Raw genomic sequence first — 13,727 nt, 5'->3', positions numbered from 1 at the left:
TGGTATCACCGCAGGTCAGCGGCGTAAGAAGGCCACCAACGGCCCCCGCCGCGCCCCCGCGCCCCCGCGTCACGGGCGGTGGTCGGTCACCGTCCACGGCAGCGGCGCGGGACTGCCGTCGGCCGCGGCGGGCAGCGTCGCGGTGACGACCACGGTGCCGTCCTCGACCTGGTAGTCCAACGGCAGGTCCAGGGCGCGCATCGCGGCGGTCATCCCGGTGTTGGCGGCCTGCGCCACCGCGTAGACGCTCGACCGGCCGGCGTCCGCGGCGAGTTCGACCAGCCCGCGCAGCAGCGCGGTGCCGATGCCGCGGCGCTGCCAGGCGTCCTCCACCAGCAGCGCCACCTCGCTCTCCTCGCCGTCCCACAGCAGGTGGCCGAGCGCGACCAGGCGCCCGTCGGCGGTCTCGGCCGCCAGGGACCGGCCGAAGCGCGGGCCGAGCAGGTGGGTGAGGTAGCGGTCCGCGTCGCCGACCGGGCCGTGGTAGCGGCGGGCGAGGGTGGCCGGGGTGCAGCGCGCGTGCATCGCGCGGGCCGCGGACAGGTCCTCCGGGCCGACGCGGCGCAGCGTGACCTCGCCGCCCTGCGGACCTCGGTGGCCGAGGGGGAGCGCGGCGGCGGCCCGGTGCGGCGGCACCCGCGTCCCGAGTCGCGCGTCCAGCTCCACCAGCGCCCTGGCCCGGGCGAACTCGGTGGGCGTGAACGGCGGTTGCTCGCGCCGTACGGTGATCACACCGCCGGCCGGGTCGCGCAGCCGCATGACCGTGGGCAGTTCCTCCGCGGCCGACCGGACGCCGCCGTGCCCCTGCTCCCCGGCAGGTCCCTGGCCGTACGTCTCCGCGCCCGGCTCGTCTCCGCGCCCCGCGGGGGTGGAGGTGATGGTGCAGCGGCCGAGCAGGCGGCGCAGCGCCAGCGGCAGTTCGGCGGTGTCCAGCGCGGTGCGGGTGGCCAGGGTCAGGATGCGGGTGGGCAGGTCCACCAGGTCGTGGGCGTCGGCGCGCTCCAGCCAGGTGTCGGCGCCGCCGGCCCGCGCCACCGCCGCGGCCAGTGCCGTGGCCGGCAGCGCGGACGGCGCCCGCAGCAGGAACTCGTCCACGGTGCCGTCGGCCAGCGGATGCGTCTGGAGCGAGACGATGTCGATTCCGCGGTCGGCCAGCGCCGTGCACACCGCGCCGAGCGTGCCGGGCGTGTCGCGTACGGTCGTGCGCAGCCGCCATAGCGCGGCCGCGGTCTCCGGCCCCGCTTCGGACGGAAGGGGGGCCGGACGCCCCGGCCAGGACACGGCGGCGGCGCGGCACCACCGCCGTACGCGGCGGCCGGCGGCGACCAGTGCGGCGATCACGGCGAGTTCACGGCCCCTGTGACGGCGCCGTGCGGGGGCGGAGGCAGCGGAGGTCGAATGCGGCATACGGCAACCCTGCCGAACGCGTGTTGCGCGATCACGAACACACCGTGACCGGACGGTAAAGGGGCGCTCTTTTCGGTTACCTCGGACTTTGCGGTGATCTGGGCGTTCCAGGGCTTGCGCACGGGTAGGAGGTGGCGCCGTGGCGGATCGCAGGGTCGCGGGAAGGCGCGGGGGCCGTCGGGCGGCTGCTCGGCGCGGGGCTGCCGGGCCGCTGGAAAAATCCCGCGCATTTATGCGCGCGGGTCGGGAACTCCGCCGGGATGGCCGGAGTTGTCTTGGTACGGGCCGGTCGCGCACCGGCCCGGCCAGCGGCTCCGACCGGGCGCCCCCGTCCCGGTCGGAGCTTCGAAGGTCGTCCGCGGTCCGCCGGCCCCCTCCTCCGGGGGACCGCGGACGGCGCCCGCCGCACCGGTCACTTCACGCCGAACGCCTGCTGGAGCGGGTCGATCGCGAAGTAGGCGAGGAAGAAGACCGACACGCCCCACACCAGCGGGTGCACCTCGCGCACCTTGCCCAGCGCCGTCTTGAGCACCACGTAGGACAGGAAGCCCGCGCCGATGCCGTTGGTGATGCTGTAGGTGAAGGGCATCACCGCGATGGTGAGGAACGCCGGGATCGCGGTGTCGTACGAGGTCCAGTCGATCGACCGGACCTGCGCCATCAGCAGGAAGCCCACCGCGACCAGCGCGGGTGCGGCCGCCTGCGAGGGCACCACACCGGCCAGCGGCGACAGGAAGAGCGCCAGCGCGAACAGCGCGCCGGTCACCACGCTCGCCAGCCCCGTACGGGCGCCCTCGCCGACGCCCGCCGCGGACTCCACGTAGGCGGTGTTGGAGGAGGACGAGGCGACCCCGCCCGCGACGGCGGCCGCTCCGTCGATGAACAGCACCCGGCCGATGTTCGGCACCCGGCCCCGCTCGTCGAGCAGCCCCGCCTCGCTGGAGATGCCCATGATCGTGCCCATGGCGTCGAAGAAGTCCGACAGCACCAGCGTGAACACCGACAGCAGGCAGGTCACCACGCCCGCGTCGCGGAACCCGCCGAACAGGCTGAAGTGGCCCACCAGTCCGAAGTCCGGGGTGGCGACGGCCTTGTGCGGCATCTTCGGCGGGTTCAGGCCCCAGGCCGCGTCCGGGATGTCCGCGACCTTGTTGACCACGAGCGCCACCACGGTCATCACCACGATGCTGATCAGGATCGCGCCGCGCATCCGGCGGGCCACCAGCGAGATGGTGAGCAGCACCCCGACGCAGAAGACCAGCACCGGCCAGCCGGTCAGGGTGCCGGAACCGCCGAGCTGCACCGGGGTGGTGTTGTCCGCGGCGTCCGGGATGCGGGTGACGAACCCGGCGTCGACCAGGCCGATGAAGCAGATGAACATGCCGATGCCGACCGCGATCGCCTTCTTGATCGCGTCGGGGATGGCGTCCATGATCGCCTGCCGCAGCCCGGTGAGCACCAGCACGCAGATCAGCAGGCCCTCCAGGACCACCAGGCCCATCGCGTCCGGCCAGCTCATCTTCGGCGCCAACTGGTAGGCGACCACGGCGTTCAGGCCGAGCCCGGTGGCGATGGCCAGCGGCAGGTTGCCGCCGACGCCCATGATCACCGTCATCACCGCGGCCACCAGCGCGGTCACGGTCAGCACCTGGGCCGAGGAGAGGTGGTGGCCGTACTTGTCCAGCACCGGGTGCTGGGTGCCGCCGGCCAGGATGATCGGGTTGAGCACCAGGATGTAGGCCATCGCGAAGAAGGTCGCGAACCCGCCCCGTATCTCCCGGCCGGGCGTGGAGCCCCGCTGCGCTATCCGGAACCACCGCTCCAGCAGCGCGCCGCCTCCCGGGGGCGGCGCGGGGGCGGGCTTCACGGCGTCGTCGGCGACGGAACCGGGCATGGTGCTCCTTGGGAGTTGTCCGAAGTCGGTTGCGGGGCACACGGATTGTGCCCCCGCGCGGCGCCGCGCGGGTTTCCCCGGCGTTACCCCGTATCACCGTCGGGTTTCGGACATGCTCAGGTCAACACTTGTGCCGCGGGTCCGCCCCTGTGCCGCGCGGACGACCGCCCCCCGGGGACCCCTACAGCCCGCCGGCCACCCGCAGCACCGCGCCCGTGGTGTACGACGCGTCGGGCGACATCAGCCACGCCACCGCCCCGGCCACCTCCTCCGGCTGCCCGGGGCGCCGCATCGGGATGCGGTCGCCGCTGCGCCAGGGCCGCTCCGGGTCGCCCATCGCCGCATGGATACCGGTCACGATCATGCCGGGCTGCACGGAGTTGACTCGTACGCCCTCCTCGGCCAGCTCCTTCGACAGCCCGAGCGTCATGGTGTCGACTGCCGCCTTGCTCGCCGCGTAGTGGACGTACTCGCCCGGGCTGCCCAGGCTCGCCCCGCCCGAGGAGATGTTCACGATCGAGCCGCCGCTGCCGCCGTACCGGGTGGACATCTCCCGCACCGCCCGGCGGGCGCAGATCAGCGCGCCCATCACGTTGACGTCCACCACCCGCCGCATCACCTCCACCGGGGTCTGCGCGAAGCGGCCGAGCGGGCCGGTGATCCCGGCGTTGTTCACCAGGCCGGTGACCGGGCCGAGCGTGTCGCGCGCCGCGGTGAACAGCGCGTCGACCTGCTGCTCGTCGCTGGTGTCGACCTGGTGCGCCAGGCAGGTCCCGCCGGCCTCGCGGACCTGCCGGGCCACGTCCTCGGCCGCGTCCCGCGCCCGCTCGTAGCCGATCACGACCCGGTGGCCGGCCGCCGCCAGCCGCAGCACCACCGCCGCCCCGATGCCCCGGCTGCCGCCGGTGACCACGCTGACCTGCTCCATCGCGCCGCTCCTCGTCCCCTCGCACTGCCTGCCGACGCCATTGCAGCACACCGCCAACAGTGCGTGAACGCCGCATGTATCCGCCCCCGCCGGGCCTGCGCCCGTTCGAGGATTGGTCTTGACCAAGTTCGCGACGCGCCTCTATCGTCCTAGTAGTGCAAGGACCTTTAATAAAGACTGGTTCGGAAACAAGGCTTCACAAGAAGTGACGTCGGCCGGTCCGGCAGCGGACGGGCGCACGGCGGTATCAGAGCGACACGGCGACATGACGGCGATTGCGAGGACAGGGTGGGGACCACGCAGCTCGAAGCGGTGCAGGAGCCGAAGTACTGGCACCTCAAGACGGTGCTGAACGACGCCCTGGACTCGGAGTTCGAGGTCGGCGAGATCCTGCCGAACGAGCGGGACCTCGCCGCGCGCTTCGGCGTCGCGCGCGCCACGCTCCGCCAGGCGCTCGAACAGCTGGAGCTGGAGGGGCGGTTGCAGCGCCGCCGCGGTGTCGGCACCACCGTCGCCCCGCCCCGGATCGGCGTGTCCGTCGGCCCGTCGGCCAACGTGTGGCCCGGCGCCGTGCGCGACGCCTGGCACACCGTGGGCTGCGTCGAGGCCGCCGCCCCCGCCGCGGTCGCCGCGCTGCTCGGCACCGGCCGCGAGGAGGCCGTGCACACCGTGCGCCGCGAGCGCGTCATCCAGGGCCAGGCGGTCGCCACCGAACTGCTCTACGTGCCGAACGCGTCGGTGCCGGGCCTGTCCGCGATGCTCACCCCCGCCGAGCACGGCCCCGCGGTGCTGCGTGAACTGCACGCCATGGAGCTGGAGGGCGAGGACCGCTCCGTCGAGCTGGGCTCGGCCCGCGCGGAGGACGCCCGGCAGCTCGACCGGCTGCCCGGCGCGCCCGTCCTGGTGCTCACCACCCGCTACTACGCGCAGGGCCGCGTCGCGGCCGCCTCCGTGGCGACCTACCGCGCCGACACCTGCCGGCTCACCTTCGGCGACTCCGGTGCGCTGGAGGTGCTGCACCAGGAGCCCGGCAGCAGCCGCGAGGCGTCCTGACCCACCGCGCGGGCGCACGGCGCCCGCCGCCGAACGGACCGACACCGCCGGCCCGCTCCCGTATCCCTACGGGCGCGGGCCGGCGGCGTCTGTCGGCGTCTGTCAGCATTTGCCGGCGGTCCCTTCGAGCGGCCGCCCGCCGAAGGGCTCAGTGCCGCGGCAGCGACGTCTGCTCGACCGCGAACAACTGCTCCTCCACGTGGTCCAGCGCCAGCCGCAGCGCCCCCGTGGCGATCGCCTCCTGGCCCAGCGCCGACAGCACCACGTTCGGCGGCCGCAGGCAGTAGCGGGCCAACTCCGCCCGCAGCGGCTCCAGTACGCCGTCCAGGCCGGCCGCCCAGCCGCCGACCACCACCAGCTCCGGGTCGATCGCCAGCACCAGCGCGGCCACGTCGTGCACCAGCCGCCGCAGGAACCGGTCCACCGCGTCCTTCGCCTGCACGTCGCCCTCGCGGGCCAGCGCGAACACCCGCTCCACAGCGGGCTCGTCCAGCGGGTGCAGCGGGGTCCCCGTGGTCGACAGCAGGTGCTCCGGGGTCACCTCGCGCCCCAGCAGGTGCAGCGCGCCGATCTCCCCGGCGGCGCCGCCGAAACCGCGGTGCAGCCGCCCCCCGATCAGCGAACCGGCACCCGGGCTCAGCCCGGCGAGCACGAACACCACGTCGTCCGTGCCGACCGCCGCACCCTTCCAGTGCTCGGCGACCGCCGCCACGTTCGCATCGTTCTCCACCAGCACCGGGCAGCGGAAGGAGCGTTGCAGCCGCTCGCCGAGCGGCAGCCCGGTCCAGCCCGGCAGCGCGGTGCCGAGCCGCACCTCGCCGCCCGCCTCCACGATGCCCGGGCTGCCCACGCCCACCGCCCACAGGGTGCTGCGCGCCACGCCCGCCCGGCGCAGCAGGTCGGCGACGGTGGCGCGGACCCGGTCGATCCGGTCGTCGGCGCCGGCCGCCTCCGCCACGTCGTGGCCGAGCGTGTCGAGCACCTGGCCGCTGAGGTCGGAGAGCACCGCCCGCACCTGGTGCGCGCCGATCTCGATGCCCAGCAGGTGGCCCGCCTCGGCGTGGAAGCGGAACCGGCGGGCCGGGCGGCCCTGCTTGCGGGTGTCACCCGGCTCCGGGGAGACCTCGACCACCAGGCCGGTCTCGGTCAGCCCCTCGATGACGCCCTCGACCGTCGGCCGGGACAGCCCGGTGCTGTGCACCAGCTCGGTGAGGGTGGGGGTCTGCGCGCCGCGCAGGGCGTGGAGGACGACCGCGGAGTTGATCCGCCTGAGCAGCGACGGGTCCCCACCGGTGAGGCGCTCCAAGGTGTGTCCTCCCAGCCTGTACCTGTGTGGCGGATCGTACCCGCCGCGGCGCCGCGCGGCGAGTGCCGCCGCCGCCCCGCCGCCCGCCGCGCCCCCCGGCGCCGACCCGCCGTCCGGCGAAGTTACCAGGCGCAAGGCACCCGGGTGGCCGCCGCCGTCACAACTGGGAGCCGCCGCCGTCCACCGGGAACTCCGCGCCGGTGGTGAAGGTGGCGTCGAAGGCGAGGAAGGCGACCGCCCGGGCCACCTCGTCCGGGGTGCCCACCCGCAGCATCGGCAGCTGCGCGGCCATCTGCGCCCTGGTCTGCTCGGCGGCCTCCTCGGGCATCGACTTCTCCAGGATGCCCGAGTCGATCGGGCCGGGGCTGACCGCATTGACGCGGACCTTGCGCGGCAGCAGCTCGCGGGCCAGGCTGCGGGTCATGGAGCGCAGCGCCGCCTTGCTGGCCGCGTAGGCGCTCAGCGTCGGCATCCCGAGCACGTTGACCACCGAGGTGGTGAGCACCACGCCGCTGCCCTCGGCCAGCAGCGGGGCGAGCTTCTGCACGGTGAAGTACGGACCCTTGGCGTTGACGGTCATCAGCTGGTCGTACAGCTCCTCGCCGGTCGCCTCGAAGGGCGCGAAGCCGTTGATGCCGGCGTTGGCGAACAGGGCGTCCACGCTGCCCAGTTCGGCCTTCACCCGGTCGGCCAGCGCTTCCAGGTCCGGCAGCGAGGAGGCGTCACCGCGCACCGCGACCGCCCGGTCGCCGAGCTGCGCGCGGGCCGCGTCCAGCGCGTCCTGCCCCCGCCCGGTGATCAGGACGCGGGCGCCCCCGTCCGTCAGGAGCCGGGCGGTGGCCAGGCCCAGGCCCGTGCTGCCTCCGGTGATCACGACGTTCTTGCCTGTGTACTTGCCCATGGCGGACACCCTCGGTTCAGGAGTGGGTTGCTGGTCGACGTCCCCCGGGCAGCGGCCTCGGCGGGACTGACACGAGTCAACCTCCGCCCGGACCGGGGCGTCCAAGACCTGTTTCGCACCACGTCATACGCGATCCGCATCACGAGTACGCTGAGGGAATGACCGATGCCACCGAGCCCGCCGCGGCGCCCGGCCCGCAGGCGGCCGGGCCCGACCCGGACCTCGACCTGCGGCTGGTCCGGTACTTCACCGTCGTCGCCGAGCACCTGCACTACGCCCGCGCCGCGCAGGAACTGCACATCGCCCAGCCCTCGCTCAGCCGCCAGATCCAGCGGTTGGAGGAGACCCTCGGGGTGCGGCTGCTGGACCGCACCACCCAGGGCAGCACCCTCACCGCGGCCGGGGCGGCCTTCCTGCCGCAGGCGCAGGCCCTCCTGCAAGCCGCCGGGCAGGCCACCCGCGCCGCCCGCGCGGCAGGGCCGCAGCACACCGTCACCGTCGGATACGTCGAGGACCTCGTCGTCACCGCCGCCGTACGGGAGGTGCGCCGCCGCCACCCGCGGGCCCACGTCCGCACCCGGCACCTGGACTGGGACGAGACCCGCGCCCTGCCCGAGCACAAGGTCGACGTGCTCGTCGCCCGCACCCCGCTGCCCATCCCGGACGACGGCCTGCGCGTCAGCGTGCTCTACGACGAGCCGCGGGCGCTGCTGGTGCCCGCGGACCACCGCCTGGCCGGGAAGGAGTCGGTCGGCCCGGACGACTTCGCCGGCGAACCCCTCGTCGCCTGCGCGGGCATGGCCGCGGCCTGGACCGGCTTCTGGCGGCTCGACCCCCACCCCGACGGCACCCGGGCCCCGCTCGGCCCGCTGCTCGCCGAGACCTTCGAGGACAAGCTCGAAGGCGTCGCGGACGGCCGCTCGGTGGCCCTGGTGCCCGCCTACGACCGGCGCTGCGCCGAACGCGACGACCTCGCGGTGGTGCCCGTGGACGGCATCGAGCCGTGCCAGGTCGTCGTGGCCGCCCGCGCGGACGACCGCAGCCCGCTCGTCGCGGACTTCGTGGACGCCGCGCGCCGCCTGCTCACACCGCCGGTGGACGCGCGCCCTTGACGCCGCCCGGGTGCACGCCGCCCGGGTGCACGCCGCCCGGCGGCGAGCCCGGGGCGCCGGGGAAGGCGGCCGCGTGCAGCCGGGCGAACTCCGCGGCCAGCGCCGCCGGCGGCCAGTGCGCGTTGAGTCCGCTGGGGCTCGGCAGCACCCACACGCGGGTCGCGCCCAGCGTGCGCTGCTGCGGGCCGACGGCGGCGTGCCGGTCGGCGAACGCCACCCGGTAGGCGCTCACCCCCAGCACCGCCAGCCACCGCGGCTCGTACCGGGCGACCTTCGCCGCCAGCCGCGCACCGCCGGCCACCAGCTCCGCCGCGGCCAGCTCGTCGGCGCGCGCGGTCGCCCGCCCGGCCAGGTTCGTCAGCCCGAAGCCGAGCGCGAGCGCGCCGTGCTGCTCGGCGGGCGCGTACCGGCGCGGGGTGAAGCCCGAGGCGTGCAGCGCCGGCCAGAACCGGTTGCCCGGCCGGGCGAAGTGCTCGCCCCGGTACGCCGACAGCAGCCCGGGGTTGATCCCGCAGAACAGCACCCGCAGCCCCGGCCCGACGATGTCGGGCAGCCCGCGGGTGCGGGCCTGCGCCTCCTCCTCCGGCGTCAGAGGATCGCCCCGGGCCGGTAGGCGGCCGCCTGCGGGTGGGCCTTGACGACCTCCTCGACGCGGCGCGCGACCTGCGCGACCTGGTCGGCCGCGGCGCCGGTGAACGGCAGCCGGTCGGCCATCAGCGCGTCCAGCGCCGCCCGGTCCAGCGGGATGCGGGGGTCGGCGGCGAGCCGGTCCAGCAGTTCGTTGCGCTCGGTGCCCTGCTCGCGCATCGCCAGCGCCGACGCCACCGCGTTCTCCTTGATCGCCTCGTGGGCGGCCTCGCGGCCCACCCCGGCCCGCACCGCGCCCATCAGGACCTTCGTGGTGGCCAGGAACGGCAGGTAGCGGTCGAGTTCGCGCGCCACCACGGCCGGGAACACCCCGAACTCGTCCAGCACCGTCAAGAACGTCTCCAGCAGCCCGTCGAACGCGAAGAACGCGTCCGGCAGCGCGACCCGGCGCACCACCGAGCAGGACACGTCGCCCTCGTTCCACTGGTCGCCGGCCAGCTCCCCGGTCATCGAGGCGTAGCCGCGCAGCACCACCATCAGGCCGTTGACCCGCTCGCAGGAACGGGTGTTCATCTTGTGCGGCATCGCCGAGGAGCCGACCTGGCCGGGCTTGAAGCCCTCGGTGACCAGTTCGTGCCCGGCCATCAGCCGGATCGTCTTCGCCAGCGACGAGGGCGCCGCCGCCAGCTGCACCAGCGCGGTCACCGCCTCGTAGTCCAGCGAGCGCGGATAGACCTGGCCGACGGAGCCGAACACCTGCGAGAAGCCCAGGTGCCCGGCGACCCGGCGCTCCAGCTCGGCGAGCCTGCCGCTGTCCCCGCCGAGCAGGTCCAGCATGTCCTGGGCGGTGCCGACCGGGCCCTTGACGCCGCGCAGCGGGTAGCGGGACAGCAGCTCCTCCACCCGCCCGAACGCCACCAGCAGCTCGTCGGCGGCGGTCGCGAACCGCTTGCCCAGCGTGGTCGCCTGCGCCGCGACGTTGTGCGAGCGGCCGGCCACCACCAGCTCGCCGTACTGCGCGGCGAGCTGCCCGAGCCGGGCCAGCACCGCGACCGTGCGGTCCCGGGCGTGCTCCAGGGACAGCCGGATCTGCAACTGCTCGACGTTCTCGGTCAGGTCGCGCGAGGTCATGCCCTTGTGCACCTGCTCGTGCCCGGCGAGCGCGTTGAACTCCTCGATCCGGGCCTTCACATCGTGCCGGGTGACCTGCTCGCGGCGCGCGATCGACTCCAGGTCGACCTGCTCCAGCACCCGTTCGTAGTCCTCGATGGCGCCGGCCGGCACCTCGACGCCCAGATCGGCCTGGGCGCGCAGCACCGCCAGCCACAGCCGGCGCTCCAGCACCACCTTCTGCTCGGGCGACCACAAGGCGGCCAGCTCCGTCGAGGCATAGCGACCGGCGAGGACATTCGGGATACGCGGCTTGGCTGTCACGTGGGCTGATTCTACTGGTCGCGAGCGGTGCCCCGGACGCTCAGACGTCGGCGCCCGGCACCGCGTCCGGCGCCGCGCCGGGCAGCGCCCCCGGCTCCGTACCCAGCGCCGCCCCCGGCAGCGGCACCTCGTACGGCAGCAGCTGCGCCCGCTTGGGGTCGCGGCCGTCGCCGCTGGAGCGCCCGGTCAGGCGGCGGCCGATCCAGGGCAGCAGATGCGTGCGGGTGAAGCGCGCGTCCGACAGCCGGCGGGCGGCCCATCCGGCGCGCACCGCCGGCGGCAGCGGGCGGGTCCAGTCGCTCTGCGCGGGCAGGCCGAGCGCCTGCCAGACCGCCTCCGCGACCCGCTCGTGGCCCTGCGCGGTCAGGTGCAGCCGGTCCTCCGCCCACATCCGGTCGTCGCCCAGCACGTGCGCCCCGTACAGGTCGACCACGGCCGCGCCGTGCTCGGCCGCCAGCGCGTCCACGAAGTCGAACAGCTCCAGCATCCGCGGCAGGAACCTCGTGGCGACCGGGCCGCGCCGGATCGGGCTGCGCATCAGCACCAGGCGGTCGCAGGCCGGCGCGAGGCGCCGCACACAGCTCTCCAGCACCGCGCACACCGCCGGCACGTCGCAGCCCGGCCGCAGGACATCGTTGAGCCCGCCGACCAGCGTGATCACGTCCGGGCGCATCGCGGCCGCCGCGTCCACCTGCTCGTCGGAGATCTGCCGGATCAGCTTGCCGCGCACCGCGAGGTTCGCGTAGCGCACCCCCGGGCCGCCCGCCTCCCGGGAGGCCGCGGCGAGCCGCGCCGCGAGCAGGTCCGCCCACCCGCGATAGGAACCGTCGGGCAGCAGGTCCGACATGCCCTCGGTGAAGGAGTCCCCGACGGCGACGAGGCTGGAGAAGGTGGCTGGCGTCTGCATGGCGACAAGATCCTACCGGCGCGTACGGCGGTGCGGGACCGCGGTCGCGGGCCGGCGCCGCCGGCGCCCCTCGGCAAGCGCCGCCGCCCTCACCTGGCCAGGTACGCGGCCGCGCCCGCCGCCCCCGCCGCCGCGCTGCCCCCGACCACGGCGGCCGCCACGCACCGCCGCTTCAGCAGCAGATAGCGCCCGGTGTACTCCGCGCGCAGCTGAGCGGCGCGGTCGGCGATGCGGTGCAGCGTCTCCTGGGAGAGCAGCAACCGGTCGGCGACGTAGGCCCGTTCGACCTCCTCGCGCTCCGCCGTGGTCAGCCACGGCAGATGGCCGGCGAAGCGGCCCGCCGCGCGGTGGGCCTGGGCCACCTCCGCGTTCCACAGCAGATAGCCCTCGAGCCGTTCGAGCCCGGAGTACCCGCTCGCTTCCGTCTGGTCGTTCCTGTCCGTGCGCACGAGCGCTCCCGTCCGGTGGTCGGGCCGTTGGGCGGCTACTGCTGCTTGTCGCCCGGCGCCACGGTCAGTGACTCGTCGGGCCGGTTGGTGAGCTCGTCCAGGTGCGCGATGTCCGGGTGGTGCAGGTCGAACGCCGGGGACTCGGAGCGGATACGCGGCAGCGTCACGAAGTTGTGCCGCGGCGGCGGGCAGGAGGTCGCCCACTCCAGCGAACGGCCGTACCCCCAGGGGTCGTCCACGTCGACCTTCTTGCCGTACTTCGCCGTCTTCCAGACGTTGTAGAGGAACGGCAGCATCGACAGGCCGAGCAGGAAGGAGCTGATCGTGGAGACTGTGTTGAGGGTGGTGAAGCCGTCGGCGGCCAGGTAGTCCGCGTAGCGGCGCGGCATGCCGATCACCCCCAGCCAGTGCTGGACGAGGAAGGTGCCGTGGAAGCCGAAGAACAGCGTCCAGAAGGTGATCTTTCCCAGCCGCTCGTCGAGCATCTTGCCGGTCATCTTCGGCCACCAGAAGTGGAAGCCGGCGAACATCGAGAAGACCACCGTGCCGAAGACGACGTAGTGGAAGTGCGCGACCACGAAGTACGAGTCCGAGACGTGGAAGTCCAGCGGCGGCGCCGCCAGGATCACCCCGGTCAGCCCGCCGAACAGGAAGGTGATCAGGAAGCCGATGGACCACAGCATCGGCGTCTCGAAGCTCAGTGAGCCCTTCCACATGGTGCCGATCCAGTTGAAGAACTTCACCCCGGTCGGCACCGCGATCAGGAACGTCATGAAGGAGAAGAACGGCAGCAGCACCGCCCCGGTGACGTACATGTGGTGCGCCCACACCGTCACGGAAAGGCCCGCGATGGAGATGGTCGCCGCGATCAGCCCGAGGTAGCCGAAGATCGGTTTGCGGGAGAACACCGGGATCACCTCGCTGACGATCCCGAAGAACGGCAGCGCGATGATGTACACCTCGGGATGGCCGAAGAACCAGAACAGGTGCTGCCACAGGATCGCGCCGCCGTTGGCCGCGTCGAAGACGTGCGCGCCGAACTTCCGGTCCGCCTCCAGGCACAGCAGCGCGGCCGCGAGCACCGGGAAGGCGAACAGGACCAGCAGCGAGGTGAGCAGCACGTTCCAGGTGAAGATCGGCATCCGGAAGATCGTCATTCCCGGCGCCCGCATGCCGATGATCGTGGTGATGAAGTTGACCGCGCCGACGATCGTGCCGAACCCCGACAGCGCCAGACCCATGGCCCACATGTCGCCGCCGACGCCGGGGGAGTTGATCGCGTTGGACAGCGGCGAGTACGCGAACCAGCCGAAGTCCGCCGCGCCCTGCGGGGTGAGGAAACCGCCGACCGCGATCAGCGAACCGAACAGGTAGAGCCAGTACGCGAGCATGTTCAGCCGCGGGAACGCCACGTCGGGCGCGCCGATCTGCAACGGCATGATCCAGTTGGTGAAGCCGGAGAACAGCGGCGTCGCGAACATCAGCAGCATCACGGTGCCGTGCATCGTGAACGCCTGGTTGTACTGCTCCTCCGACAGGATCTGGATCCCCGGGCGGGCCAGTTCGGCCCGCATCAGCAGCGCCATCACCCCGCCGATCAGGAAGAACGCGAACGACGTCACCAGGTACAGCGTGCCGATCGTCTTGTGGTCGGTGGTCGTCATCCAGCTCACGACAACGCTGCCCGGGCGTCTGCGCCGGGCCGGGACCTCGTCGGCGTACTCCTCGTCGGCCCCGACCGGCTCCAT

At 73.7% G+C, this 13,727-nt stretch carries 12 protein-coding genes; 2 read left to right on the top strand and 10 right to left on the bottom strand.

Annotated features, from left to right (window positions below; all coding sequences use genetic code 11):
- Positions 1-69 precede the first annotated feature (69 nt).
- The 3 genes from WA788_RS06365 to WA788_RS06355 form a co-directional block, all read right to left on the bottom strand.
- Entirely contained in the window at positions 70-1,407 is a 1,338-nt protein-coding gene (locus WA788_RS06365) for a GNAT family N-acetyltransferase (protein ID WP_335972376.1), read from the bottom strand.
- Between the two features lie 412 nt (positions 1,408-1,819).
- Positions 1,820-3,301: an NCS2 family permease gene (locus WA788_RS06360; RefSeq protein ID WP_335972375.1), complete on the bottom strand. Its 1,482-nt coding sequence runs from the start codon at positions 3,299-3,301 to the stop codon at positions 1,820-1,822.
- Between the two features lie 181 nt (positions 3,302-3,482).
- Complete coding sequence (locus tag WA788_RS06355) at positions 3,483-4,229, bottom strand: SDR family oxidoreductase (protein WP_335972374.1); 747 nt, start codon at positions 4,227-4,229, stop codon at positions 3,483-3,485.
- Between the two features lie 288 nt (positions 4,230-4,517).
- Here WA788_RS06355 and WA788_RS06350 point away from each other — a divergent pair, with 288 nt between their 5' ends.
- The gene (locus tag WA788_RS06350) at positions 4,518-5,282 is read left to right on the top strand and encodes a GntR family transcriptional regulator (RefSeq protein WP_335972373.1); all 765 of its coding nucleotides are present in this window, start codon (positions 4,518-4,520) and stop codon (positions 5,280-5,282) included.
- Positions 5,283-5,430: 148 nt separating this feature from the next.
- Here WA788_RS06350 and WA788_RS06345 read toward each other — a convergent pair whose 3' ends face one another.
- Both WA788_RS06345 and WA788_RS06340 read right to left on the bottom strand, forming a co-directional pair.
- The gene (locus tag WA788_RS06345; RefSeq protein ID WP_335972372.1) at positions 5,431-6,588 is read right to left on the bottom strand and encodes an ROK family protein; all 1,158 of its coding nucleotides are present in this window, start codon (positions 6,586-6,588) and stop codon (positions 5,431-5,433) included.
- Between the two features lie 157 nt (positions 6,589-6,745).
- On the bottom strand, positions 6,746-7,489 hold the full coding sequence (locus WA788_RS06340; RefSeq protein ID WP_335972371.1) for an SDR family oxidoreductase: 744 nt from the start codon (positions 7,487-7,489) through the stop codon (positions 6,746-6,748).
- Between the two features lie 158 nt (positions 7,490-7,647).
- On the opposite strand from WA788_RS06340, the gene WA788_RS06335 reads away from it, so the two are divergent.
- A complete protein-coding gene (locus WA788_RS06335) occupies positions 7,648-8,601 on the top strand; it encodes a LysR family transcriptional regulator (RefSeq protein ID WP_335972370.1) in 954 nt (317 codons plus the stop codon).
- On the opposite strand, the gene mug is transcribed toward WA788_RS06335, so the two are convergent.
- From mug to ctaD, 5 genes are all read right to left on the bottom strand, one after another.
- Positions 8,573-9,193 (bottom strand): G/U mismatch-specific DNA glycosylase, encoded by a 621-nt coding sequence (gene mug, locus WA788_RS06330; protein ID WP_443033989.1) that lies wholly within the window; start codon positions 9,191-9,193, stop codon positions 8,573-8,575. The genes WA788_RS06335 and mug overlap by 29 nt on opposite strands.
- Entirely contained in the window at positions 9,190-10,623 is a 1,434-nt protein-coding gene (purB, locus tag WA788_RS06325; protein WP_335972369.1) for an adenylosuccinate lyase, read from the bottom strand. Before purB ends, mug begins: the two co-directional genes overlap by 4 nt.
- Positions 10,624-10,663: 40 nt before the next feature.
- On the bottom strand, positions 10,664-11,530 hold the full coding sequence (locus WA788_RS06320; protein ID WP_335972368.1) for an SGNH/GDSL hydrolase family protein: 867 nt from the start codon (positions 11,528-11,530) through the stop codon (positions 10,664-10,666).
- Positions 11,531-11,619: 89 nt separating this feature from the next.
- A complete protein-coding gene (locus WA788_RS06315) occupies positions 11,620-11,979 on the bottom strand; it encodes a hypothetical protein (RefSeq protein WP_335972367.1) in 360 nt (119 codons plus the stop codon).
- A gap of 35 nt (positions 11,980-12,014) precedes the next feature.
- Entirely contained in the window at positions 12,015-13,727 is a 1,713-nt protein-coding gene (gene ctaD, locus WA788_RS06310) for an aa3-type cytochrome oxidase subunit I (RefSeq protein ID WP_335973015.1), read from the bottom strand.

The organism is Streptomyces sp. CA2R106 (assembly GCF_037034245.1).
Lineage (GTDB): Bacteria > Actinomycetota > Actinomycetes > Streptomycetales > Streptomycetaceae > Actinacidiphila.
Note: the sequence above shows the minus strand (reverse complement) of the source record. Positions and strands in the feature narration are given on the sequence as shown.

Coding starts and splice junctions, on each gene's coding strand:
- WA788_RS06360 (WP_335972375.1), bottom strand. CDS start 3,301: ATGCCCGGTTCCGTCGCCGACGACGCCGTGAAGCCCGCCCCCGCGCCG.
- WA788_RS06365 (WP_335972376.1), bottom strand. CDS start 1,407: ATGCCGCATTCGACCTCCGCTGCCTCCGCCCCCGCACGGCGCCGTCAC.
- WA788_RS06335 (WP_335972370.1), top strand. CDS start 7,648: ATGACCGATGCCACCGAGCCCGCCGCGGCGCCCGGCCCGCAGGCGGCC.
- WA788_RS06340 (WP_335972371.1), bottom strand. CDS start 7,489: ATGGGCAAGTACACAGGCAAGAACGTCGTGATCACCGGAGGCAGCACG.
- WA788_RS06320 (WP_335972368.1), bottom strand. CDS start 11,530: ATGCAGACGCCAGCCACCTTCTCCAGCCTCGTCGCCGTCGGGGACTCC.
- WA788_RS06355 (WP_335972374.1), bottom strand. CDS start 4,229: ATGGAGCAGGTCAGCGTGGTCACCGGCGGCAGCCGGGGCATCGGGGCG.
- ctaD (WP_335973015.1), bottom strand. CDS start 13,727: ATGGAGCCGGTCGGGGCCGACGAGGAGTACGCCGACGAGGTCCCGGCC.